Source organism: Escherichia sp. WS1368, from assembly GCF_046487485.1.
GTDB lineage: Bacteria > Pseudomonadota > Gammaproteobacteria > Enterobacterales > Enterobacteriaceae > Escherichia > Escherichia coli.
On sequence record NZ_JBJQJI010000007.1, the window covers coordinates 1 to 25,412 of the forward strand.

General features: G+C 49.4%; 21 protein-coding genes and 1 pseudogene. 4 read left to right on the forward strand and 18 right to left on the reverse strand.

Features of this window, described 5'->3' with window-relative positions:
* Together ACJHYD_RS14230 and hokB are read left to right on the forward strand one after the other, a co-directional pair.
* Window positions 1-83, forward strand: an 83-nt coding sequence (locus ACJHYD_RS14230) for an IS3 family transposase (RefSeq protein WP_131728219.1), incomplete at its 5' end; no start/stop codon positions are given.
* A 99-nt stretch (window positions 84-182) separates the two neighbouring features.
* Entirely contained in the window at window positions 183-332 is a 150-nt protein-coding gene (hokB, locus tag ACJHYD_RS14235) for a type I toxin-antitoxin system toxin HokB (RefSeq protein ID WP_001309484.1), read from the forward strand.
* Here hokB and yncP read toward each other — a convergent pair.
* From yncP to cybB, 3 genes are all read right to left on the reverse strand, one after another.
* Window positions 310-378 (reverse strand): hypothetical protein, encoded by a 69-nt coding sequence (gene yncP / locus ACJHYD_RS14240; protein WP_212591405.1) that lies wholly within the window; start codon window positions 376-378, stop codon window positions 310-312. The two genes, hokB and yncP, sit on opposite strands and share 23 nt — an antisense overlap.
* Before the next feature lie 25 nt (window positions 379-403).
* Window positions 404-577 carry a periplasmic protein gene (locus ACJHYD_RS14245; RefSeq protein WP_000731833.1) on the reverse strand — a complete coding sequence of 58 codons (174 nt, stop codon included), beginning with the start codon at window positions 575-577 and terminating at the stop codon, window positions 404-406.
* Window positions 578-821: 244 nt separating this feature from the next.
* The gene (gene cybB, locus ACJHYD_RS14250; RefSeq protein ID WP_001306523.1) at window positions 822-1,352 is read right to left on the reverse strand and encodes a cytochrome b561; all 531 of its coding nucleotides are present in this window, start codon (window positions 1,350-1,352) and stop codon (window positions 822-824) included.
* Between the two features lie 188 nt (window positions 1,353-1,540).
* On the opposite strand from cybB, the gene gap reads away from it, so the two are divergent.
* Window positions 1,541-2,542, forward strand: coding sequence for a type I glyceraldehyde-3-phosphate dehydrogenase (gene gap, locus ACJHYD_RS14255; protein ID WP_000048646.1), 1,002 nt, complete (start codon window positions 1,541-1,543; stop codon window positions 2,540-2,542).
* A 41-nt stretch (window positions 2,543-2,583) separates the two neighbouring features.
* Here gap and aldA read toward each other — a convergent pair whose 3' ends face one another.
* From aldA to hrpA, 7 genes and pseudogenes are all read right to left on the reverse strand, one after another.
* Window positions 2,584-4,023, reverse strand: a complete 1,440-nt coding sequence (gene aldA, locus ACJHYD_RS14260; protein WP_000115969.1) for an aldehyde dehydrogenase — start codon at window positions 4,021-4,023, stop codon at window positions 2,584-2,586.
* Window positions 4,024-4,219: 196 nt separating this feature from the next.
* A complete protein-coding gene (gene ydcF / locus ACJHYD_RS14265; RefSeq protein WP_001027956.1) occupies window positions 4,220-5,020 on the reverse strand; it encodes a DUF218 domain-containing protein YdcF in 801 nt (266 codons plus the stop codon).
* 115 nt (window positions 5,021-5,135) lie between these two features.
* Window positions 5,136-5,513: a hypothetical protein gene (locus ACJHYD_RS14270; protein ID WP_000343026.1), complete on the reverse strand. Its 378-nt coding sequence runs from the start codon at window positions 5,511-5,513 to the stop codon at window positions 5,136-5,138.
* A 119-nt stretch (window positions 5,514-5,632) separates the two neighbouring features.
* A complete protein-coding gene (locus ACJHYD_RS14275; RefSeq protein WP_001314706.1) occupies window positions 5,633-6,082 on the reverse strand; it encodes a hypothetical protein in 450 nt (149 codons plus the stop codon).
* A complete protein-coding gene (locus ACJHYD_RS14280; RefSeq protein ID WP_001523214.1) occupies window positions 6,069-6,407 on the reverse strand; it encodes a hypothetical protein in 339 nt (112 codons plus the stop codon). The genes ACJHYD_RS14275 and ACJHYD_RS14280 overlap by 14 nt, the downstream gene beginning before the upstream one ends.
* Before the next feature lie 34 nt (window positions 6,408-6,441).
* Window positions 6,442-6,546 (reverse strand): annotated as a pseudogene (locus ACJHYD_RS14285) (hypothetical protein); the annotation flags it as partial.
* Window positions 6,547-6,691: 145 nt separating this feature from the next.
* Window positions 6,692-10,594 (reverse strand): ATP-dependent RNA helicase HrpA, encoded by a 3,903-nt coding sequence (gene hrpA, locus ACJHYD_RS14290; RefSeq protein ID WP_001551082.1) that lies wholly within the window; start codon window positions 10,592-10,594, stop codon window positions 6,692-6,694.
* Between the two features lie 200 nt (window positions 10,595-10,794).
* Between hrpA and azoR the strand changes: the two genes are divergently transcribed.
* Window positions 10,795-11,400 carry an FMN-dependent NADH-azoreductase gene (gene azoR / locus ACJHYD_RS14295; RefSeq protein WP_000048949.1) on the forward strand — a complete coding sequence of 202 codons (606 nt, stop codon included), beginning with the start codon at window positions 10,795-10,797 and terminating at the stop codon, window positions 11,398-11,400.
* A 113-nt stretch (window positions 11,401-11,513) separates the two neighbouring features.
* On the opposite strand, the gene pdxI is transcribed toward azoR, so the two are convergent.
* From pdxI to paaH, 8 genes are all read right to left on the reverse strand, one after another.
* Complete coding sequence (gene pdxI / locus ACJHYD_RS14300; protein WP_001563833.1) at window positions 11,514-12,374, reverse strand: pyridoxine 4-dehydrogenase; 861 nt, start codon at window positions 12,372-12,374, stop codon at window positions 11,514-11,516.
* Between the two features lie 207 nt (window positions 12,375-12,581).
* Window positions 12,582-19,073, reverse strand: coding sequence for an autotransporter domain-containing protein (locus tag ACJHYD_RS14305; protein WP_019842676.1), 6,492 nt, complete (start codon window positions 19,071-19,073; stop codon window positions 12,582-12,584).
* A gap of 330 nt (window positions 19,074-19,403) precedes the next feature.
* Entirely contained in the window at window positions 19,404-19,994 is a 591-nt protein-coding gene (gene paaY / locus ACJHYD_RS14310) for a phenylacetic acid degradation protein PaaY (protein ID WP_001551079.1), read from the reverse strand.
* The gene (gene paaX / locus ACJHYD_RS14315; RefSeq protein ID WP_001551078.1) at window positions 19,976-20,926 is read right to left on the reverse strand and encodes a phenylacetic acid degradation operon negative regulatory protein PaaX; all 951 of its coding nucleotides are present in this window, start codon (window positions 20,924-20,926) and stop codon (window positions 19,976-19,978) included. Before paaX ends, paaY begins: the two co-directional genes overlap by 19 nt.
* A gap of 100 nt (window positions 20,927-21,026) precedes the next feature.
* Entirely contained in the window at window positions 21,027-22,340 is a 1,314-nt protein-coding gene (gene paaK / locus ACJHYD_RS14320) for a phenylacetate--CoA ligase PaaK (RefSeq protein WP_000632281.1), read from the reverse strand.
* A gap of 26 nt (window positions 22,341-22,366) precedes the next feature.
* The gene (paaJ, locus tag ACJHYD_RS14325; RefSeq protein WP_001206190.1) at window positions 22,367-23,572 is read right to left on the reverse strand and encodes a bifunctional 3-oxoadipyl-CoA/3-oxo-5,6-dehydrosuberyl-CoA thiolase; all 1,206 of its coding nucleotides are present in this window, start codon (window positions 23,570-23,572) and stop codon (window positions 22,367-22,369) included.
* A complete protein-coding gene (paaI, locus tag ACJHYD_RS14330; RefSeq protein WP_001551077.1) occupies window positions 23,572-23,994 on the reverse strand; it encodes a hydroxyphenylacetyl-CoA thioesterase PaaI in 423 nt (140 codons plus the stop codon). Before paaI ends, paaJ begins: the two co-directional genes overlap by 1 nt.
* A complete protein-coding gene (gene paaH, locus ACJHYD_RS14335; RefSeq protein ID WP_019842675.1) occupies window positions 23,987-25,411 on the reverse strand; it encodes a 3-hydroxyacyl-CoA dehydrogenase PaaH in 1,425 nt (474 codons plus the stop codon). Before paaH ends, paaI begins: the two co-directional genes overlap by 8 nt.
* Window position 25,412: the final 1 nt, after the last annotated feature.

Consider the following 25,412-nt stretch of genomic DNA (forward strand, 5'->3'; position numbering starts at 1 on the left):
ACAACAGCAGAAGAATTAGCCTGAAATTAAAAGGTCTGACTCCAATTGAATATCGGAATCAGACCTATATGCCTCGTGTTTAACTGTCCAACTTTTTGGGGTCAGTACAAACCGAGGCCAACGAATGAACCAAGCAATTCAGATGTTAGCCTCTTACCCGCCATCAGGCAAGGAGAAAGGCTATGAAGCGCAACCCTCTGGTGGTGTGTCTGCTCATTATCTGCATTACGATTCTGACATTCACACTCCTGACCCGACAAACGCTCTACGAACTGCGGTTCCGGGACGGTGATAAGGAGGTTGCTGCGCTCATGGCCTGCACGTCCAGGTAAGGGCAAGCGCGGGGATTTTCCCCGCGCATCTGACTAGCAGATTCATTTTCTCATGGCACCCCTTTTACACTTCAGTTAGTGCATGTTTTTTTCGATGCACTAATAGAACCATCATTACAGACAAATTTGCCGCCTGCCGTACAGTGTGAGATCCCCCCTTTCGAACCAGAACAGGGTTTGCGCCCGGCATCGGCATAAAAGGAAACAAGCGTTCCCATAAACAAGATAAGTGCCAGTTTTTTCATATAACCTCCATGGTTTATCGAATCTTATGTTCGATTTGAACGTTATACGCTGGTTTATTTTGATACCGTTGATGAGATCAAAGATCGGGCGAATTGATTAAAGATAAGCCAGATGGACGTATGGATAAGGATTATGGTTTTATTTGTCATACAAATAAATATAATAGGCGCTTCCGATGTAGACCCGTATTCTTCGCCTGTACCACGGGTCGGTTTTAGTACAGGCGTTTTCTTTAAATATCCTTCAGGAACGTTTACGCGGCATCATGCGTAGAAGTGTGTTGTCCTTCCAGAAATAGTGGTGTGCCAGTGCAGCCGCAGCGTGCAACCCGATGACAAAATATCCCAGATTCGCCAGCATTTCATGCCACGACTTTAAGCTATCAACCCGTTCGAAATTGGCCTCTGATGCATAAGGCATCGTCAAACCAAACGCAAACCACGGGTTGCCTCGGTTATACATCATCACCAAACCAATCACTGGCAGCGCAATAAACAGGAGATAAATCACCAAATGTCCCAAATGCGCCAGTCCCGTCATCATCGGTTTTGGCTTAGGTATAATCGGCGGGGTTGGGTATTTCAGCCTTAACAAAAGACGAACGACCATCAGCACGAGAATTGATATGCCACAGGAAACATGAATCATGTTGATGAGTGGCCGATCGCTACGTGGGAAGAACCCCCGAAACTCCATTGCGCAATACGCTGCAATAACCAGCAAAAAGACCAGCCAGTGAATGCTGATTTGTAACCTTGAGTATTTATTTTCCATAACATTTCCTACTTTAACATAATTTTCCGTTAACATAACGGGCTTTTCTTAAAATTTCATTAAATATTGTTCACCCGTTTTCAGTACGTTACGTTTCACGGCAAGAATGTAGATTGCCCATCCCGCCATCCTGGTCTAAGCCTGGAAAGGATCAATTTTCATCCGAACGTTCCTGACAGGAGAAGACCATGAGTAAAGTTGGTATTAACGGTTTTGGTCGTATCGGTCGACTGGTGTTGCGTCGATTACTTGAAGTCAAAAGCAACATAGACATTGTCGCTATTAATGATCTCACTTCCCCAAAAATTCTCGCCTACCTGCTGAAACATGATTCAAACTATGGACCGTTCCCCTGGAGCGTTGATTTTACGGAAGATTCACTTATCGTTGATGGGAAAAGTATCGCGGTTTACGCCGAAAAAGAGGCTAAAAATATTCCGTGGAAAGCGAAAGGGGCAGAAATTATTGTCGAATGTACTGGCTTTTATACCTCCGCCGAGAAATCGCAGGCGCATCTTGATGCTGGTGCGAAGAAGGTGTTGATTTCCGCCCCTGCCGGTGAAATGAAAACTATCGTTTATAACGTCAATGACGACACTCTGGATGGCAACGACACCATTGTTTCCGTGGCGTCATGCACCACTAACTGCCTTGCGCCGATGGCCAAAGCCTTGCACGACAGTTTCGGAATAGAAGTCGGCACGATGACGACCATTCATGCCTATACCGGCACTCAGTCACTGGTGGATGGCCCGCGTGGTAAAGATTTACGTGCTTCACGCGCAGCGGCAGAAAATATCATTCCCCACACTACGGGGGCGGCAAAAGCCATTGGTCTGGTGATCCCAGAACTGAGCGGCAAACTGAAAGGTCATGCGCAACGCGTGCCGGTGAAAACAGGTTCCGTCACTGAACTGGTATCGATTCTCGGAAAAAAAGTGACTGCCGAAGAGGTGAATAACGCACTTAAACAAGCAACCACCAATAACGAGTCATTTGGTTATACCGATGAAGAAATAGTCTCTTCCGATATCATTGGCAGCCATTTCGGTTCGGTGTTTGATGCCACGCAAACCGAAATTACCGCCGTGGGCGATTTACAACTGGTGAAAACGGTCGCCTGGTACGATAACGAATATGGCTTCGTCACGCAGCTTATTCGCACCCTCGAAAAATTCGCTAAACTCTGACGCGCACAGGCGGAGGAAAAAACCTCCGCCTCTTTCACTCATTAAGACTGTAAATAAACCACCTGGGTCTGCAGATATTCATGCAGGCCATGTTTACCATCTGCGCCGCCAATACCGGATTTACGCCATCCGGCGTGGAAGCCTTGCATAGCTTCGAAGTTTTCACGGTTGATGTAAGTTTCACCAAACTTCAGCCCTTTAATGGCTTTCATCGCGACGTTCAGATTTTGGGTATAGATTGATGAGGTCAGGCCGTAATCACTGTCATTCGCCATTGCGATAGCATCTTCCAGCGTGTCAAATGCGACCACTGGCAGAACCGGGCCAAAGGTTTCCTCATGCATAATCGACATTTCCTGGCGAACATCCAGCAGCAATGTCGGCGGATAATAATATCCTTTCCCCTCTACCGCTTTGCCACCCAACGCCACTCTCGCCCCTTCTTCTACTGCGCGCGCCACTTTTTGCTCGACCCTTTCCAGCGCCGCGGCGTTAATCAACGGCCCCATCGCAATGTCGTTGCGTTCTGCGGGGTTACCAAATTGAACCGCCTGCAACGCTTCACCCAGCCGATTGACGAACTGATCATAAATGCCTTTCTGTACATAAACACGTTCTGCACAGTTACACACTTGCCCACTATTAATGACGCGTGAATCAACGATGGCTTTGACTGCCAGTTCAAGATCGGCATCGTCCATTACGATAGCTGGTGCTTTACCCCCCAATTCCAGGCACACTTTGGTGATGTTTTTCGCCGCAGTCGCCATGATCTTTTCACCTGCAGAGACGCTGCCTGTCATACTGACCATTGCGACCTTTGGGTTACCCGCCAGTTCTTGCCCAACGGTTTCACCACGCCCCAGAACAAGGTTAAACACGCCGCGCGGAAGGCCTATTTCATCGACGATTTTGGCGAATGCAATCGCATTGTTTGGCGTAAATTCACTGGGTTTAATGACAATGGTATTACCAGTCAAAAGAGCGGGAGCCATTTTGCGGGCAATGAGGAAGAACGGGAAGTTCCACGGCAGAATGCCGGTAGTCACACCAAGCGCACGTTTAAACAGAAGAATATTTTCTCCTGGACGATCGCTTTGAATAATCTCGCCCTCGTAACGCCGTGCCCACTCCGCCATGTAATCGATATAGTCCGCAGTAAAAGCCACTTCGACTTCAGCCAGCTGCTGGATCTTGCCCCCTTCTTCAACAATCAGCGCACTGATTTCACTGGCGCGTTCGCGGATCCCGACGGAGATTTTGCGCAACCAACTGGCGCGTTCAATAGCAGGCAACGCTTCCCATTCTGGTTGTGCACGTTCTGCTGCATCGATTGCCTTACGGGCATCCTCGGCCTGACCATCGGGAATGCGGGAAATGACAGCCTCTGTAGCAGGGTTTACCACATCAATCCATGCGTCTCCACGCCAGGTAACAAACTGTCCATCAATATACATAGGATGTTGAACGGGTACTGACATGAGCGGCTCCTGTGATTTATATGTTTGTTTTTGGTAAATACATTGTTAATTAACATCAATCATCAGAGAGACGGCATCATGAAAGGACAATTCTGTGAAGGGCTTCATAAAAACAAGTGTAAAAGGAATAAGAGGCAGAAATAAAAGGCAGGAGTTATGCCCGTTTGCAAACAAGTGGTTCACAAACGGGCAATTTTTAACGTAACGAGCGACTTTCCATCGCCTCGATGAGCACCGCATCGTGTTTCAGCGTTTGCCATGCATGGATGACTTCTGCCGGAAAATCAACGTGAACGATAAAATCTCGCCCGCGGGGACCGTAGCCATCGCTATCATCGCGTAAACGCGGCAGCTCGCCAGTGAGTAGTGAGAGATAACGCTCAACCGGCCATAATCCTTGCAACGGATTAACAAAGATTACACTGTCTGCGTTGTTTCCTAGCTGAGGAACGAATCCGGGATAACTTAACCAGCGAGGTGCATCTGGATTGTCCCCGGTCATACGGCGGAACGTCGCCATCGTGCGCCGCTGCATGGTGGGGTCCTGAACAACGATAGCCGTATGAACTCGTTCTACGGCCTGATTCAATAGCGCGATGCTAAAGCGTGCGTTTTCACCGCAGTTTGTTGACTGGTCTTCAATCCAGATTTTTTCATGCGGAATATGCCAGAACTGATGAGCGATATCCGCCAGGATGGTGGCTTCTGCTCTGCCAGTGGTGCGGATAGTGTTGTAGTGCGGATGCTGTGCGATAGCGCTATACAAAAAAGTTGTCGAGTGACCGATACCACCACTAATCAGTAGAGGAATTTGCTGATCGCGGGCAATCTTACATGCCGCATCGATAGTCGGCATAACCGCATTGCCTGCAAGGATCACGCAATCGGCCTGATACGGCATCTCACCGGAGAAATCATCCTGCGCCAGCCACTGTCCGATAACATTTATGGCATCTATAGTTGCCGTCGAAAGCGTCGGAAACGGGGTAATGTTCATGGTTCCTCCTTATCGTTCCCTTAAGAATACTGCGTGAGATAATAATGAGAAGCGGAGCACTCTGAAAGGAAGATGATGCTTTTTCTACCTCGCCATCGCGAACCAGACACTGGTTTTAGTCATACTGTATTTGCGGAGAAACTGTTGATAAAACATCAATAACATCATTTGACGTGGCAATGACATAATGCTCGATCACATTATTTTTATAAATTTCACAACTTTGCATAGTAAACCATGCAAAGTAGGCGGAATTCACTACTCTATAGATCCCCGTTTGGTTAATACCGTGAATTCCTGACATTCCTAACAAATCACCTTCGTCAGTAACACGAAATGAATGTATCCAGTCAAATGATAACTTAACTTCTGACTTGATCGCCGGACATATGAGGGTAAGTTCAAGCCTGGCATTTTTATAGCTTAAATCTGATAGTTCGGCATTTTTAAAAGACAATGAAGTCGGAGTGATATTTATAAAACATTCATCCATGTTAATACCCCTTCATATATGAGACTGCTCTCGATAGACGACACATTAACCTTCTGCAAAAACGGTGCGAGTCTGTTTACGTACCATGTATAATCGATGGACATTACTGTGATTTGAAATTACCTTGTCCAGTCATCAACCATTTTTTTCAGGGGGAACATCTGCAATACATTCATTAATGCGAAATATAATTCCCCCTGTGGCACCCATATTCTAATCTTCTCATCCCCTAAAATGAAAAATTGCAATTGACGTTTGAAACCTAATGTTTTATCTTCAGGTAATTCAGCTTGTATTTTTTTATTGATATCATCAAGGTAGATGTGATGACAATACTCATCAAACATACTCATTACTTCCAGACCGTTTACAGATGTCCATCTTTGTTCACTTTCCCAATAAACAAGAACCGGTTTGCGGCAGGTATATCTGCCTAAAAAGCGCTGAATGTGTTCTTCCTGATTCTCGTAAAATATTGCCTCTGCATTCGAGATTTGCCGACGCATTCGCCAGCGGATTTTTTCTTCATAAAAAGACAATTTGTCGCATTTGGTATTACTCAAATTCATTGTCAACAACTCGCATGGTTTTAAATATAAAATTTAAAAAACCGCCAAACAAATGAAGTGAAATTTCATACTTCTTTGCCTTATAAACAATTACCGCATCTTTAATATTACCTGCATTTTGGTTATCTATAAGTTCAGCAATATCCATAACCTGCGATAAATGTTCCACTCCCGTAAACTCGAACCTTTTTCGTTCCCTTCCGGCTGTAAATTCATCAACATAAAGTTCTGCCGTCAATATAAAATTATACTCGGTGTGGTGACATTCCATTCTGGTTTCTACTAAAACACCATCATGCCAGATAATATTGTCTAAATTTTTCATACTATTAATCCAATCCATTACTTTCTGATAAAATTTCCTCTGGAAGTTTTTCATAGAAAGAGATTAAAGCCTGACCGACGCAATCAAGCTCTATTATTCGCTCATAATACGATCTCATTAAAATATCATGCTTACTCATTGCAATACGTCCTGTTTACCATGGGCAGAGTATGAATGTAACTTATGTAAAATAGTACCGCCCTTGCTATTTTTCAGAATTCATAAAGAAAAAACCCGGCGCTAAATGCTTACCGGGTTTTAGATTTATCAGGCAAATAGCAGTGTTAACCGCTAATCTGCTCCATCGCCTGCAAAATACGCTTATCTGAAATCGGATAAGGCGTACCAAGTTGTTGAGCGAAGTAACTAACGCGCAACTCTTCTATCATCCAACGGATCTCTTTCACGTCTTCATCCTCACGACGTGCGGGCGGCAGTTTGTTGATCCATTGCTGCCACGCCTGCTGGACATTTTCGACTTTCAGCATCTGAGCACGGTCGCGATGTGGGTCAACCGCCAGTTTTTCCAGCCGTTTTTCAATCGCCTGCAAATAACGCAGCGTGTCGCCCAACCGTTTGAAGCCGTTACTAGTGACAAAACCGCGATATACCAACCCGCCCATCTGCGCTTTAATGTCAGAAAGCCCCAGCGCCATGGTCATATCCACCCGCCCTTTCAGACGTTTATTGATATTGAACACCGCAGTAAGGATTTGCTCGACCTGCTTCGCAATATCCACCACCGTGTCGTTCAGTTCAGCGCGGACTTTTTCATGCAGCGCAGCAAAACCTTCTTCCGTCCAGACCGGGCCACCATTGGCGTCGATCAGTTGATCCACACCGCAGGAGATACAGTCGTCGATCAGCTCCAGCACTTTGCCATACGGGTTAAAGTACAGCCCCAGCTTGGCTTTGTTTGGCAACTTCTCATGCAAATATTTGATTGGCGAGGGAATATTCAGCAGCAGTAGACGGCGAAGACCGTTCCACATTGCCTGCTTTTGTTCCAGCGGATTATCAAACAGTTTGATCGCCACGCTGTCGCGTTCATCCACTAGCGCTGGCCACGCCTTCACTTTATAGTTGCCACGCTTCTGTTCGTAGCTTTCCGGCAGCTGACCAAAACTCCAGATATGTAAGCCGCTCTGCTCGATACCGTCATCCGCCACCGCAGACAGCGTTTCCTGCACTTTGCCTTTCAGCGCATCTTTCAGATCTTGTAGAGAGCGCCCTTCTTTTAGCTTCTTGTTTTTGTCATCCACCACACGGAAGGTGATTTTCAGGTGATCGGGCACCTGATCCCAGTGCCAGTCTTCGCGGTCAACGGTGACGCCAGTCATCCGCCGTAGCTCTCGTTCAAGGCTGTCGAGCAACGGCAATTCCAGCGGTGTGACGCGGCCTAAAAAAGCTTCGGCGTAGTTTGGCGCGGGCACAAAATTACGCCGTACCGGTTTCGGCAACGATTTAATCAGAGCAATCACCAGTTCGCGGCGCAGACCGGGGATCTGCCACTCAAATCCGCTCTCCTCCACCTGGTTAAGTAACGGCAGCGGGATATGTACCGTCACGCCGTCCGCATCCGCCCCTGGCTCAAACTGATAACTCAAACGCAGCTTGAGATTGCCCTGATGCCAGAAGTTCGGGTAATCCAGCTTGCTGATCTTTTCCGCCCCTTCTTTGATCAACATGCTCTTTTCAAAGTTGAGCAAATCAGGCGTTTCGCGGCTGACTTTTTTCCACCAGCTGTCGAAGTGACGTGCGGAGATCACATCGTGGCTGATGCGCTGGTCGTAAAACTCAAACAGCGTTTCGTCATCCACCAGAATATCGCGGCGACGTGTTTTGTGTTCCAGTTCTTCCACTTCGGCCCGTAGTTTCAGGTTTTCACGGAAGAATGCGTGACGCGTCTGCCAGTCACCTTCCACCAGCGCGTGGCGAATAAAGAGTTCACGACATAACGCCGGATCGATCTGGCTGTAGTTGACCTTGCGCGCGGCAACAATCGGCAAGCCATAAACAGTGACTTTTTCCGTTGCCATCACCGCGCCCTGCGCCCGTTCCCAGTGCGGTTCGCTGTAGGTGCGTTTAATCAAATGCTGAGCAACTGGCTCCACCCATTCTGGATCGATGCGTGCCGCAATGCGCCCCCACAGGCGGCTGGTTTCTACCAGTTCCGCCACCATTACCCATTTCGGCGGCTTTTTAAATAAGCCGGAACCGGGGAAAATGGAGAAACGCGCGTTACGTGCGCCGGTATATTCTTGTTTATCGGCATCTTTCATGCCGATATGGGAAAGCAAACCGGTCAGTAAGGCGATGTGAATTTCGCGATACTCCGCCGGTTCGCTGTTAACCGGAATGCCAAGTTCTTTTACCACCTGGCGCAACTGGGTGTAGATATCCTGCCATTCGCGCACGCGCAGATAGTTGAGATAATCGGTACGACACAGGCGACGGAAAGCGTTGGAAGAAAGCGCCTTTTGCTGCTCGCCAAGATAATTCCACAGATTTACAAACGCGAGGAAGTCGGATTCTTTGTCGTGGAAGCGACGATGTTTTTCGTCCGATGCCTGCTGTTTGTCCATCGGTCGTTCGCGCGGATCCTGGATGGAGAGCGCGGACGTGATAATCATCGCCTCACGCACGCAGCCATGTTTTTGCGCTTCCAGCACCATACGCGCCAGACGAGGATCGACAGGCAATTGCGAAAGCTGGCGACCGAGCGGCGTCAGTTTATAGGCGCTGGCCTGTTCATCAGTGGTGATCGCGCCCAGCTCTTCGAGCAGACGCACGCCATCCTGGATATTACGTTTATCCGGTGCTTCGACAAATGGGAACGCGGCGATATCGCCCAACCCCAGCGCGGTCATCTGTAAAATAACCGAGGCCAGGTTGGTACGCAGAATCTCCGGATCGGTAAACTCCGGGCGCGAGAGGAAATCGTCTTCGGAATAGAGACGAATACAGATCCCTTCGGACACACGACCACAGCGGCCTTTACGCTGGTTGGCAGACGCCTGCGAAATGGGCTCAATCGGCAAACGCTGCACTTTGGTGCGATAGCTGTAGCGGCTGATACGCGCCGTACCTGGGTCGATAACGTATTTAATCCCCGGTACGGTCAGCGACGTTTCCGCGACGTTGGTCGCCAGCACAATGCGCCGTCCACTGTGCGACTGGAACACGCGGTTCTGTTCGCTGTTCGAAAGCCGCGCATAAAGCGGCAAGATTTCGGTATGGCGTAAGTTCAGCTTGTTCAGCGCATCGGCGGTATCGCGAATTTCCCGCTCACCGCTCATAAAGATCAGAATGTCGCCGGGACTTTCCTGGCTCAGTTCGTCTACGGCGTCAAAAATCGCCTGCAACTGATCGCGCTCGGTGTCATCGGCTTCTTCAACAATCGGGCGATAGCGCACTTCCACCGGATAGGTCCGACCGGAGACTTCGATAATCGGCGCATTATTAAAGTGGCGCGAAAAGCGTTCCGGGTCGATAGTCGCGGAAGTGATAATGATTTTTAGGTCAGGACGCCGCGGTAGCAACTCTTTCAAATAGCCGAGCAGAAAATCGATATTCAGGCTGCGTTCGTGCGCTTCGTCAATAATGATAGTGTCGTACTGCATCAGCAGGCGGTCTTGCTGGATCTCCGCCAGCAGGATACCGTCGGTCATCAGCTTGACCATCGTGTTATCACTTACGTGATCGCTGAAACGCACTTTGTAACCGATGCAACCGCCCGGCTCCGTTTTCAGCTCTTCCGCAATACGGTTCGCCACCGTTCGTGCCGCCAGGCGACGCGGCTGGGTATGGCCGATCAGCCCTTTAATCCCGCGCCCCAGTTCCATACAGATTTTCGGTAGCTGAGTCGTCTTACCGGAACCGGTTTCCCCGGCGACGATCACCACCTGGTGATCACGAATCGCTTCGAGAATGTCCTTCTTTTTCTGACTAACTGGCAAATTGTCGGGATAAGTGATTTCCGGTCGTGCCGCTTCACGCAGCAGGACTTTCCCTGCCGCCTGGTCAATCTCTTTCGCCATCTCCTGGAAAATGGCCTGTTGTGCATCAGGATTTTTAACCTTCTTCACACCGTGCAGACGGCGTAAAAAACGCTGTCTGTCGCGCAGCATCAGCGAATCCAGCCGCTGCTGCAAGGCAGTAAAGGTCAATTTTTGTTGTTCTGTCATAACGTTAGTGGGCAGTAGTCTGCCTGATTAATTTTCTTTTAAATGATAGATATAGAGTACCACATCGCGGCTTTCTATGCGTTGTTCAATAAATTCGAACATAGGCTTCGATTTATTGCGCTATCTCTGTGGCAGGATTGTGAATAAAGTGTCAGCAAGCAACGGGGCATCGCCCATTCAAACATCTATAAGGAAACACCATGAGCAAGGTATTAGTTCTTAAATCCAGCATCCTGGCAGGGTACTCTCAGTCTAATCAGTTGTCCGATTATTTTGTTGAACAATGGCGCGAAAAGCACTCCGCTGATGAAATCACCGTTCGCGACCTGGCTGCAAATCCGATTCCGGTGCTGGATGGCGAACTGGTTGGTGCGCTGCGTCCGAGCGATGCACCGCTGACTCCGCGTCAGCAGGAAGCTCTGGCACTTTCCGATGAGCTGATTGCCGAGCTGAAAGCCCACGACGTTATCGTTATTGCGGCACCGATGTATAACTTCAACATCTCGACTCAGTTGAAAAACTATTTTGACCTGGTTGCACGCGCAGGCGTTACTTTCCGCTATACCGAGAATGGTCCGGAAGGTCTGGTAACGGGTAAAAAAGCCATCGTTATTACCAGCCGCGGCGGGATCCACAAAGATGGACCAACGGACCTGGTGACGCCGTATCTGTCCACGTTCCTCGGCTTTATCGGCATTACTGATGTGAAATTTGTCTTCGCCGAAGGGATCGCATACGGTCCTGAAATGGCAGCGAAAGCGCAGTCTGACGCGAAAGCAGCTATCGACAGTATTGTTGCTGAATAACCGGACACGATCTTGATGTGGACTGTAGATATTCAGTCCACATCTCAATCCGCTTACCTGTTTTCTATCGCTTTGTGCTCTTCCTTAAGCACAATCTGCGAGCGCCTGACTCGTTATTCTCGCGAAATACCATCCAACGTAGACAACACTTCCTCAGAAAGATGCAATTTTTCAGCAGCCATATTCTCCCGTAAATGCGCAACAGAAGATGTCCCTGGGATCAGCAAAATATTCGGTGAACGTTGTAACAGCCACGCCAGCGCCACCTGCATTGGTGTTGCGCCCAGGCTCGCTGCTACATCCGAAAGTGTGGAGGATTGCAGCGGCGTAAAGCCCCCAAGCGGGAAGAACGGCACGTAAGCAATGCCAACGCGGGCCAAATCATCAATCATTGCGTCATCAGCACGATGAGCAATGTTGTATTCGTTCTGCACACAGACGATTTCGGTAATCTTACGCGCCTCTGCGACCTGCGTCGGTGTGACGTTGCTCAGGCCAATATGTTTTACCAGGCCTTGTTGTTGCATCTCTGCCAGCACGGTCAGGCTGGCTTCAATCGATCCTTCCGCCGGGCCATGACCATCCCCCATCATGACGCGCAGGTTAACCACATCCAGTACGTCCAGGCCGAGATTACGTAGATTATCGTGTACCGCTTTTTGCAGCTCTGCCGGAGAAAATGCGGGCAACCAGGAAGCATCCTCACCACGTCGTGCACCAATTTTAGTGACAATTGTCAGGTCGTCAGAGTAAGGATGTAGCGCTTCGCGGATAATCTGATTGGTGACGTGCGGACCATAAAAGTCGCTGGTATCAATATGATTGACGCCCAATGCCAGCGCCTCGCGCAGCACGGTTATAGCAACGTGGCGATCTCTTGGGGGGCCAAAAACCCCAGGGCCTGCCAGTTGCATCGCGCCATAACCAAGACGGTTAACGGATTTTGTACCGAGAGTAAATGTGTTGCTGCTCATCGCACCCTGCCCTGTAATAAAACGGATTAAGAAAAATCAGTATAGAAACGAAAAGAGATAAATAATGCGAAGGCGTAAACAAGATTACTGGATGAGTTGCTCTATTGTCCTTGAAGACACCAAAACAAAACGCCTAAAGCATCGCATCCGGCAATAAAAAACCGCAACCTGTATCAGCATTGCGGTTTGTGTATCACGTGCTAAAAATTAGAACGTTTTCTTGAAGTTCAGCATCACGCCTTTGTCGCTGATGCCTTCCTCTTTCCAGTTGTACGCATCCAGATTCAGCGAACTTTCTTTGCTGCTGTACTTCACGCCGACACTTGCCAGGCTGTTGATGCCGCCGCCCTTCTGACCGTCATCGATGTTAAAGTGCTGACTGCCTGCACCTGCCAGGCTTGCTGTGCGCTGGCTCTTCGCGTAGCTCAAGTTCGGCCCGCCTTCCAGCGTAGCGCTAGCGCTCCAGCCGTCTTTACCTGCATAGTCCAGTTTCAGCCCGACGATGCTGTCCACCGCCGTTTCGCTACCACTGTTCATATTCAGGTTAAAGTCTCCGGCATTGCGCTCCTGATAGCCACCTTCCAGTGTGTGACGCAGTTTCACACCCGCATATGGTGTGACCTTCAGCCCTTCGCTCGGTTCGAAAGTCTTCGCTCCTTCGCTGCGGAACTCCAGGTACTGCTGTTTCACGTCGGTATCAGCAGTTTTGTTCGTGTTGCTAAATGCAATCGAACGGCTGCTGTCAAGGTTGTGAACGTCATAACGCAATGCGTTGTTCCAGTTCATGCCATTGTCGAAGGACATCTGATGTTTCAGGCCAAAGAACTGGCTGTAACCGCCTGTAACACCATTATCGCCAGCTTTCTGCGCACCGTCGCCATCGAGACGAGCGATACCGTACTCCAGACTCATGGTCTGACTTTCACTCAGGTCAATGGTTTTACGCAGTGCCAGCATGTCGTACTCGGTATTGTTCCCCAGCTCCGCGCGCGGATCGCCTTTCGCCACCACGTTGAACGCCAGACCGTTACCCACTTTCGGTGCGGCATCTGCCAGCATGCTAAAGCGGTTGCTGAGCACACGCGCTTCGCGGAATACCGTGGTCGCCTGGCTACCGCTGACCTGTTTCAGGGCGCTGTTCAGTTCGGCAGTCGTGCCGACGTTCAGGCTGGTATACAGCTCGTTGTTGGTGTAACCCGCATCCAGTGCTTTCGCGACGTCATTCACCGAAGCATCGGTCGCCACATCGGTATAAGCGTTTTTGCTCATAGTGACGTCAACGTTGCCGCTGGCATCGGTACTGCCTTTAGCGTTCCAGACAACTGAAGAGGAAGTGATATTCTCCGCGCCGCTGATATTTTCACCTTTGAAAACATCATCAATCACCACGGTAGTATCAGCAGTTCCTGCACTAAAGCCAGTATTTACCTTGACGTTGTCACTGATAACAAGGTTATTGGCTTTCAAGGTGCCGGAACTTCCGTCGCTATTAGTACCAATAGTGTAATTGGTAAGTTTTTGCTGACTTACAGCATTGACTGGTGCCGCAGGAACATTACCTTGCCCAGGCGTCGCAGAAGCGACCGGTACGATTATATCCGCAGTTCCATCCTGACTGTTTCTCGTCCCTGTGGTATTTGGCGCATAAATCTCGCAACCAATATTACACAACAGGTTGATTATCCCATTATTCACAATCGCTTTAGTGGAACCACCAAACGCCCATGAATTATCTGCATAAACGTTAATGACACCGTCTTTAGTATTATTAATCGTTGTTGCAGAACCATTTCCTTTGATGCCAATCAGACCTTCACCGTTGCTTCCATCTGCTTTGCCCTGTTCAGTACCCACGTTAATTGTGCCGCTGTTCACTAACTGAACAGTATAGCTGGTGGTGCCTCCGCTAATAGCAACTGAACCATCACCCTGAACATTAATTGTTCCGGCGTTAGCAAAATTATACCCGCGACCTAAATCAATCAGTGGAGCATCTGGATTGATACCATTAATTACACCGGTTTCTGTATTCCAAATCCATTTGCCGTTGCTGTTAGAGGCTGTGCTGGCAGTTTTAATCGCACTGTAACCGTTTGTGGCGGTAATTTTTCCGCGGTTAACCTGTGAAAGAGAATCACTGGTGCGTGTGATATTAACGATGGCATTTTCCCCTCCCGCAATAGCATTGCCGCTATTTGTAAGCGTTGAACCGGCTTCATTATAAAGTACGAAACTGCCGTTAATTAAGGCACTACCATCTGTGACAGTTGTCATCTCCCCCGTATTTACAACGTTTTGTTTATAACTATCACCGCTAATTACTCCGCTAAAGCTTCCCTCATTGAAGAAGGCAGACCCGCCTTTTAACATTAACAGTTCGGTTGTCATACTGCCCGAGGCGCGATTGTAAACACTGGCATTGGCAGTAAGCTTGTCGGCATCCATGCTCCCGCTGTTTTCCAGCCCCTGGACAATATTCAAATCACCATTAACTGTCAGGCTGGCCTTATCCTCGTTATATAACCATAGGTTGGCATCGACATCGCCGTTCAGTATTTCTGTACCATAATTAGCCAGCGGTTTAATGGTAACAAAGCCATCTCGGATAACTGTTTTTGTAATGTTCTCTCCACTGGCACTCAATTCAGATAACAGTTCCAGATTCTCTGCAGGAGCACCATAATGAGAGTCGGTGCTATCAATTTCCGCTCCGTTGAGATTAATCTCACCATAGTTGAGGATAATGCCTGTACCATCATTATAAAACGCCTGGCCCGTATCAACATTAATATTGATTACACCAGTTTGGTCGTTTATTGCCGTAGCACCTTTATACACTGCCATCCCTACCAGCGTATTACTACCCAGGTTTGCATCGTAATCTGCATTTTTCTCGAGGTTAATGATTCCCTGGTTAATAACCATATTACTGTTACCGTAGGCGGCCATACCGGCACCTGCGTTATATACAGTAATTACACCACCTTCCAGGTTGGTCGCAATAGCGTTGTTACGAGCGCCACCCCCGGTGTCTGTCCCGGTTGCCATACCAACGCCATAATCTTTTGCCGTTGCCCCCGGAAGATCGGTATGCAAACTGGTGGTGTCATTGTCATCAATCCATAACGTATCCACCGTAATATTGCCTGCATTATCCGCCGTTGAGTTATCGATGGCTAACATGCCAATGCTACCGCGTCCATACATATCAATGACAGCATCTTCGGCATTGAGAACAGAGCCTTTATTATACGCCTCCATCCCCATCATGCTTGCTACGCTGTTATTAAACACGCGCTGATCCGTTGACCCCGTGAGTGCAGCCATATTAACAACGCTATGTTGCTCCATTACTTTTGAGGTAATTACCCCTTTGTTTACTGCGCTGCCGCCGTTAGAGGTCAAGAAGGCCGTGTTATCTGGTTCCGGTGCTGGCGTATTAGTTGAGGCATAATCATACAGAGAAAGTGTGATATTCCCGTTATTGATACCTGTGGTATTTTCGCCAAAGATACCAGCAAAACTGATATTCCAGATATCAACATTACCGTTATTTATGACCTCAGAGCTACTTTCTGCCTTTATAATCTGTGGTGTTTGTGCATAGTAATGATCATAATTTTCAATATCCCGCATATTGAAAGTAGCTTCACTGCCAATCTCAATAGCTGCTTTATTTTTTAACTGGATAAGGCTTGCATATCCTAGTTGCAGATCACCACTGATCGTTGAGTCACCATTCAGATATACCTTCGATTCACCATCAATACCAATAAGTGGCGTATTACCGAAGAAAGTCCGTTTGTTAGCAATGGCTGAACCATCGGTCAGCGCATTTATTTCACCAACAAATGCAATCCCGCCATTCAGATTGATGTTGTTACCATCACCGGAAACAATAAGACCAGAAATATTTTCCTGGCTACCATCAAAATTCGAGACATCACGTGTGGTAGTTTCACCATCCGCAACAAGCGTTAATTTACCATCCAGTGTCACATTGTTATTATGACCACTGACATTTACGCCCACGGAAGCGTCATAAAAATACTCTGCCGCATTGTCTGCGCTCTGATCTTTATCAACCAGAATATTACCAGTTATATCAATTGTGTTGGCATCACCGGAGACGTTAATACCTGTAGCTTTCTGACCAACGACATTAAGATCCTGCATTGCCATTGTCAGGCTATTATTATCGCCAGTTAATGTCAGCCCTGTTGAAAAATCACCGACCTGCATACTTCCCGCGAGGGAGATTTTCCCCTCGTCGCTGGTAATAGCAAATCCCGTCGCTGAATTACTGACATCCACATCACCAGTATTGGCAAGTGTCGCGTTGTCGCCATTGATCAGTACACCGATCGAGTCTGCGTCCGTGACGGTCATATTGCCTTTGTTATCGACGGCGGCATTATCGCCAGAAATATCAATGCCGTGACCGCCGCCGCTGACATCCAGATCACCGTCCTGGATAACTTTTCCGTTATTGCCGTTGATTTCCGTGCCGGTGGAATCCTTGCCGTCAACGGTAGTTTTGCCGTTGTTGTTCGCCGTGGCGTCATCACCGTTAATCTGCGTGCCGGTGCCGCCGTTGGTGATGGTGCTCTCGCCTTCGTTATTGACGATGGCCTTGTCGCCGTCGATCTGGATCCCCATGGACTCCGGATCGGTGACGGTCATGGTGCCCTTGTTATCCACCGTCGCGCTGTCACCGGTAATATCAATCCCGTGACCGCCACCGCTGACATCCAGATCGCCGTCCTGAATCACTTTTCCGTTATTACCGTTGATTTCCGTACCGGTGGAATCTTTACCGTCAACGGTGGTTTTGCCGTTGTTGTTTGCCGTGGCGTCATCACCGTTAATCTGTGTGCCGGTGCCGCCGTTGCTGATGGTGCTGTCGCCTTCGTTATTGACGATGGCCTTGTCGCCGTCGATCTGAATACCGATGGACTCCGGATCGGTGACAGTCATGGTACCCTTGTTGTCCACCGTTGCGCTGTCACCGGTGATATCAATGCCGTGACCGCCGCCGCTGACATCCAGATCGCCGTCCTGGATAACTTTTCCGTTATTACCGTTGATTTCCGTGCCGGTGGAGTCTTTACCGTCAACGGTGGTTTTGCCGCTGTTGTTCGCCGTGGCGTCATCTCCGTTAATCTGCGTACCGGTGCCGCCGTTGCTGATGGAACTGTCGCCTTCGTTATTGACAACCGCCTTGTCGCCGTCGATCTGGATACCGATGGACTCCGGATCGGTAACGGTCATGGTGCCCTTGTTATCCACCGTCGCGCTGTCACCGGTGATATCAATGCCGTGGCCCCCGCCGCTGACATCCAGATCGCCGCCCTGAATCACTTTTCCGTTATTACCGTTGATTTCTGTACCGGTGGAATCTTTACCGTCAACGGTAGTTTTGCCGTTGTTGTTCGCCGTGGCGTCATCACCGTTAATCTGCGTACCGGTGCCGCCGTTGGTGATGGTGCTCTCGCCTTCGTTATTGACGATGGCCTTGTCGCCGTCGATCTGGATCCCCATGGACTCCGGATCGGTGACGGTCATGGTGCCCTTGTTGTCCACCGTTGCGCTGTCGCCGGTAATATCAATCCCGTGACCGCCACCGCTGACATCCAGATCGCCATCCTGGATAACCTTCCCGTTATTACCGTTGATTTCTGTACCGGTGGAATCCTTGCCGTCAACGGTGGTTTTGCCGTTGTTATTCGCCGTGGCATCATCATCGTTAATCTGTGTGCCGGTGCCACCATTGCTGATGGTGCTGTCGCCTTCGTTGTTAACAACCGCCTTGTCGCCGTCGATCTGAATACCGATGGACTCCGGATCGGTGACGGTCATGGTGCCCTTGTTATCCACCGTCGCGCTGTCGCCGGTGATATCAATGCCGTGACCGCCGCCGCTGACATCCAGATCGCCGTCCTGGATAACTTTTCCGTTATTACCGTTGATTTCCGTGCCGGTGGAGTCTTTACCGTCAACGGTGGTTTTGCCATTGTTGTTTACTGTGGCATTATCACCCGTTATAACAAGCTCACCGTTGTGATTATATCGCCACTTTGTTGTGCCATCTGCGCTCACACCTTCAAGGGCAACAGTATTATTCGCTTCATCAATCTGCCAAAGATTAATCGTTGCCTTACGACCACTGTTATCTTGCAGAGAAATAGTCCCGTCAGCATTCTCGGTATAAGTAAAAACTGAATCGCGAATAGTTAACGTTTTTTCTGTTTTATCGAGAATAACGTCATTATTAAACGAAATCGGTTTGGGAGGTGTAGGCGTATCATCCGGAACGTCCGGTATTATCTCATCTCCGCCAGGAGTTGGGGGCACTGGAGTGTCGTCTGAATCATCATCAGGGGGCGTCGGTGGGAGTGGAGAATTGTTGCGATGATGATGATCATCATCGTCGTTTAGTTCCACTACGGCTAAGGTCGTGATTAACGCAGCAGCGCCTGTGGCAAGCCATGGCATCAGGTTTTGTTCGACTAAAGGGGTGCATTCAGAGGGTAAGCGTTTAAGCTCTTCCGGACTGAGTTTTCCTGGATCTGCCGGACAAGTCACATTAGTATTTTTCTTTTCACCTGTGGTGGTTTCTACCTCTGTGATATCTGCCGCCCAACCCTGACCACTCAGAGCTAATGCAATACAGGCCGACAATAAAGTTTTCCTTTGCATAATAAATCCTTCTGGCGAATATAAAGAAAGCCGGATGCACTAACCCGACCAATTAGTTATTTAAAACATTGAAGACATCCTATATTGCCAGTGGATTATTATCTAATCAAATATACTTTACGATAATTCACAGTTATAATTCAGATGAATAAAAAAAGACCATGAAATATATGAATTGTGTATATTATACATATTATAAATTAAACCAAATTACCATTATAAATAATCATATAATGAAAAAAACGGTATGATTTAATACTAAAATAAATAAAGCAGAGCTGAAACATAACTCTGCTTTATAATTAAAAGGACAAAATAATTTTACATCTGTTACTGTTTCGGTCGCAGATTCTCATCAAATACCAGGCGTTTCCTGCCAGGTTCAACTTCCCGCAATGGCTCGACTTGATGTAACGTCTGCTTACAGCGTGTCACCAGCACCTGATACTCATGCGTGCCCTGCTTTTTCCATGCCAGTTCCTGCTCACTAAGTTCACGAATCGCTTTTGCCGGGCTGCCGACAATCAGGTAATTAGCAGGCATTTCTGCTTTGGCTTTCACAAATGCGGAAGCGCCAACAATGCTGTTCTCGCCAATCACCGCACCGTCCATCACTACCGCGTTCATACCCACTAATGCATTGCGGCGGATAATGCAGCCGTGAAGGATAGCGCTATGACCAATATGCCCATCTTCTTCCACGACAGTATCCTGATCGGGAAAACCGTGCATAACGCAATTATCCTGAATGTTCGCGCCATCTTTCACCACGATACGACCGAAATCGCCACGCAGGCTGGCATTTGGCCCAACGTACACGCCCTTGCCGAGAATAACATCGCCGATCAATACCGCTGTCGGATGAACAAAACTCTCTTCTGGTACAACCGGAGTCAGACCGTCTATCTGGTAAATTGGCATAACGCCTCCTGTTCAATGTTCAAACCGCCAAAACGTTGAAAATACAGGCTTCCCGGCGCAGGCAGTTCACCGACCGAGGTTTCACCTTTTTCACTAACGAACGCTAAAGCAGCAGGCGCTACGCGCTGATAAATGTTGATACACAGCTGACGCGCCGTATGCCCTGCCCAGTGAGCCGGAAGCAACTCCTCCGGCAACAATGGGTCTTTAAGGACGACACGGCGATAAAAATGGATCAGTAAAAGCTGAATATGAAATGCACGCTCCGGGGTTAATTCGTCTGCCGCCTCTTTTAACAGCGGCACCAGCGGGCGGAATGACTGAATAAAGGTTTCGTACATGGCATTTTGTTCAGTTAAATGCCAGCACTCTTCTACTCTGGCACGCAGTGCTGCGCGAGAAAGCGCCAGTGGTATTTGCGCTTCAAAACAAATCACGTTATCCGCCACACCCGCTTCATGCAAAAGTGTCTGTACATCGGCCAGTTTTTGCGACGGCGATGCCATCAGACTGGGTGCCAGTGCGCCAAAACCTTGCCAGATCAACTGCTTTTTGACATCAGCCAGCGTCGCTTTATCTAAACCTTCCGAGAGCAACAGGAGCCATTTACCATCCCATGCAGGTTGCTCTGCGCGATAAATTTTACTTTCTGCCCGTCGCGTCAGGCGCAAGCCTTTATCACTGAGGCTATAGAAACTGCGTCGCCCGATGCGGGAAACATCCAGCCAGCCTTCTTTATTAAGACGAAACAAAGCGGTGCGGACGAAACGCTCACCAAATCCCAGCCCTTCCAGCAAAGCAGCCAGACTACCCAGCCAGATTTCACCACCACGATGGGAAAGCGAATCACCATACAGAGAGGAGATCAAAGATGTGCCACTGACAGGAACAGCGTTTACAGCATGTTGGATAAAAGTATCAAGTTTACTCATTCGATTCAGTCTGTTGTTATTGTTGTGATTTATGAATCATAGCACAGGTCGTATCGACTTCTGGCCCTGGCGCTTTACCTCACCAGGGCCAGACGACACATCAGGCACCAACAATATTGCGCAGATCAAACACCCGACACGCCTTGCCTTCTGAACGCGGGATACTGCCACAGTTCACGATCATTACATCAGTAGAGATCCCCACCATCGACTTAATCCGATGGCGTAGCTGGTGGCACACCTGGCAACGCTGCTCATGCGTCAATGTCAGGCTGCTTTCTTTCAACTCCACTTTCACAGAAAGTGAATCAAGATGCCCCCGGCGGTTCACCTCCAGTTGGTAATGCGGCGATAAATGTTCGAATTTGACAATCTCTTCTTCCAGTTGTGACGGAAAGACATTTACACCGCGAATAATCAACATGTCATCGCTGCGTCCGCTGATGCGATCCATGCGGCGCATAGTCCGCGCCGTTCCTGGTAACAGTCGGGTTAAATCACGCGTGCGGTAACGAATGACCGGCAATGCTTCTTTGGTCAGCGTGGTGAATAACAGTTCGCCATGTTCACCATCGGCAAGCGGTGTGCCGTCCTGAGGATTAACAATTTCAGGATAGAAATGATCTTCCCAAATGGTTGGGCCGTCGGTAGTTTCCAGACACTCCATCGCCACCCCCGGCCCCATCACTTCTGACAGGCCATAAATATCCAGTGCGGTGATCCCCAGGCGACGCTCAATTTCTTTACGCATGGCCTGTGTCCACGGCTCAGCACCAAATACTCCAACCCGCAGCGAGCAACCGCTGGCATCACCGCCCAACTGCCGCTCCAGCTCTTCAATCAGGTTAAGGCAATAAGATGGCGTAACCATGATCATATCTGGTTGAAAATCACGGATCAGTTGCGCTTGTTTTTCCGTCTGCCCGCCAGACATCGGGATCACCGTAGCGCCCAGACGTTCGGCACCATAGTGCGCACCCAGCCCGCCAGTAAACAGGCCGTAACCATAGGCGACATGAATTTTGTCTTTGGGCGAGCCCCCTGCCGCACGCAAAGAACGCGCTACAATATTGGCCCAGTTATCAATATCGTTTTGCGTATAGCCGACAACTGTCGGTTTACCTGTGGTTCCCGAAGAAGCATGAATGCGCACCACTTGTTCCATTGGCACGGCAAAGGTGTCAAAGGGATAGTTGTCGCGCAGATCCTGTTTGGTGGTACAGGGAAATTTACGCAGGTCTGAAAGTTCCCTGAAATCATCAGGATGTACGCCTGCTGCGTCGAATTTGCGCCGATACATCGGCACATTTTCATACGCGTGTTTGAGCGTCCATTTCAGACGCTGTGTTTGCAACGCCTGTAACTCATCAACAGACGCGGTTTCAATCGGGTCAAGCTTTGTATTGGTTATCATTGTAGGTTACTCGCAGGTTGATATGCTCAAACACGCTCCAGAATCATGGCGATGCCCTGACCGACACCGATGCACATGGTGCATAATGCATAACGACCGTTACGCCGATGCAGCTCATGGCTGGCAGCCAGTGCCAGGCGGGCACCACTCATTCCCAATGGATGGCCTAAGGCGATAGCGCCTCCGTTGGGGTTAACATGTGGGGCATCATCAGGCAGCCCCAATTCGCGTAGTACACCCAACGCCTGGGCCGCGAACGCTTCGTTCAGTTCAATCACGTCCATATCGTGAATACTCAACCCCGCGCGTTCCAGCACCCGACGAGTTGCAGGCACCGGACCAAGCCCCATCAGGCGCGGTTCCACCCCGGCGGTTGCCATGGCTACGATACGCGCTCGCGGTGTCAGTCCTTGCGCTGCTGCCATCTGTTCACTGGCAATAATCAACGCAGCGGCTCCATCATTCACCCCGGAGGCATTGCCTGCGGTGATCACTCCATTGGCACGAAATGGTGCTTTTAGTCCACGTAACTGTTCCAGCGTCGTTTCCGGGCGCAGATGCTCGTCATGTTGTATTTCTGTTACAACACCTTTTTTGTTTTTCAACACAACCGGAACAATCTCTTCAGCTAAAATGCCTGAAGATTGCGCTTTTGCTGTACGTTGCTGACTGCGTAGCGCAAAACTATCTTGATCTTCTCGCGAGATTTTTAACAGTTCAGCTACATTCTCTGCCGTTTCCGGCATGCTGTCAGTTCCAAATTGTTGAGCCATGAGCGGGTTCACAAATCGCCAGCCAATAGTGGTATCAAACATCTCAGCCTGACGAGAAAATGCACTGGTTGCCTTGCCCATAACAAACGGTGCCCGAGACATTGACTCCACGCCACCAGCGATCAGCAAATCGCCATCGCCCGCTTTAATCGCCCGTGCGGCGAACCCCAGTGCGTCCAGTCCGGAACCACACAAGCGGTTAATGGTTGTGCCGGAAACACTCTGCGGCAGCCCCGCCAGTAAAGTCGCCATCCGGGCTACGTTACGGTTATCTTCTCCCGCCTGATTAGCACAGCCGAGGATCACATCATCGATACATTCCGCATCGAGACGCGGGTTTCGCACCAGCAGTTCCCGCAAAGGGATAGCAGCCAGATCATCAGCCCGAACACCTGATAATGCCCCGCCGTAGCGACCAATTGGCGTACGAATTCCGTCACAGATAAAGGCTTCACGCATCAGGCTTCTCCTGTAATGGTGCCGCCGATGCGGTGAGATTTACCGCGAAACAGCGCAACCGTTTTTTGTTGTTGGTTAACAATTTCGATGTCGTAAACACCGGTTTGCTTGCCCTGATGACGTACCTGCGCAGTAGCAGTTAAGGTGTCTCCGGCAAAGCCTGGACGCAAAAAATCAATCGTGCAGGCAGAAGCGACGGCTGCCAGCCCCTGGCTATTGCAGGCGTAGGCAAAGGCAGTATCAGCCAGTGAAAATAGCTGCCCGCCGTGGCAACTTTGATGACCATTAAGCATTTGTGCAGTGACGGTCATGGTCACTACAGCAAAGCCTTCATCCATTGAGATAATGTCGATGCCAAGCGCTTTGGCGCAGGCATCGTTCTCATACATTGCATGGGCATTTTGCCAGGCCTTATTACTCATAACCGCTCTCCAGAAGCGCTCGTTGGCGCAGCAATGAACATGGGCGATAGCGTTCTTCGCCATAGTGATGTTGTAGATTTTCCAGGAGCCTTAATATTCGCTGCCAGCCAAGTTGCGCTCCCCAGGCAAGCGGGCCATATGGATAATTCACCCCAAGACGCATGGCGGTATCGATATCCTGTTCAGAGGCCACGCCTTTTTGAAGCGCATCAAGGGCTTCATTGATGATCATTGCTACCGTTCGCCAAATCAGCATTCCTGGGTAATCTGCAATTTGCAGCACTGTTTTGCCCTGCTGTTGCAGGTAATAAATGGCCTTGCGGGTCGCTGAGTCCGGGTTCACCGCTGCCGCAGCAATGGTCACCACCTTGCCCGCCATTTTGTCGACCACTACCACCGGGCGTGCCAGTCGTATTGCCAGCGCCTGTGCCGTCTCGCCTTGTGTCTCAATCAATAAAACATCGTCAATTTCCGTGACACCGTCACTTTTCTTTTCTACTTTCATGGGGCTAAAACTGTCGCTTACCGCTTCCAGGCCAACAACTGCCTCACGTTCCGCGCGCCAGTCGTACACGCCCAGCCCACTTTTCTTGCCCAACCGTCCACCAATCACCAGTTCCTGTTGCACCAGCGAAGGTAAAAAACGACGCTCCTGCCAGAAAGCGTTAAACACCGAACAGGTGACAGCAAAATTGACGTCCTGACCAATCAGATCGGTTAATTCCAGCGGCCCCATCGGGAAACCAGCGCCATCGCGAAGTGCAGCGTCAATCACTTCTGGTGCAGCAACCTGCTCTTCCAGTGCCCGCCAGGCCTCGGAATAATAAGGACGCGCAACACGGTTAACGATAAATCCAGGAGTCGAATGACAGCGCACAGGCTGCTTACCCCAACTCAACGTTAGTTCACACAACTGCTCAACAACTTCCGCTGCCGTTGCCAGCCCACTGACCACCTCCACCAACTTCATCACCGGTGCCGGGTTAAAAAAATGCAGCCCCGCAACACGTTCAGGATTTTTTACCTCCGCAGCAATCGCGGTTATAGAGATTGACGAAGTGTTAGTGGTCAATAGCGTTTGTGGCGGGCAAACTTCCGCCAGCTGTGCAAAGAGCGCTTTTTTGACTTCCAGACGTTCAGACGCCGCTTCAATGACCAGGTCCGCAGCTGCCAGCGCGTGAATATCGGTCACCGGGATCAGGCGTTTCAATGTGCGTTCACAGGTTTCAGCAGTCAGTTTTCCCCGCGTCACTCGTGAATTTAGCCGCGCGTGTATCCCGTCGATTGCGCGGGTCAGCGCTTCAGCAGAAATGTCATACAGTAAAACCTGATGTCCATGACTGGCGGCAACTTCAGCAATGCCAGCCCCCATGGTGCCGCTCCCAATCACTGCCACAGTTTGCACATTTATCATCATG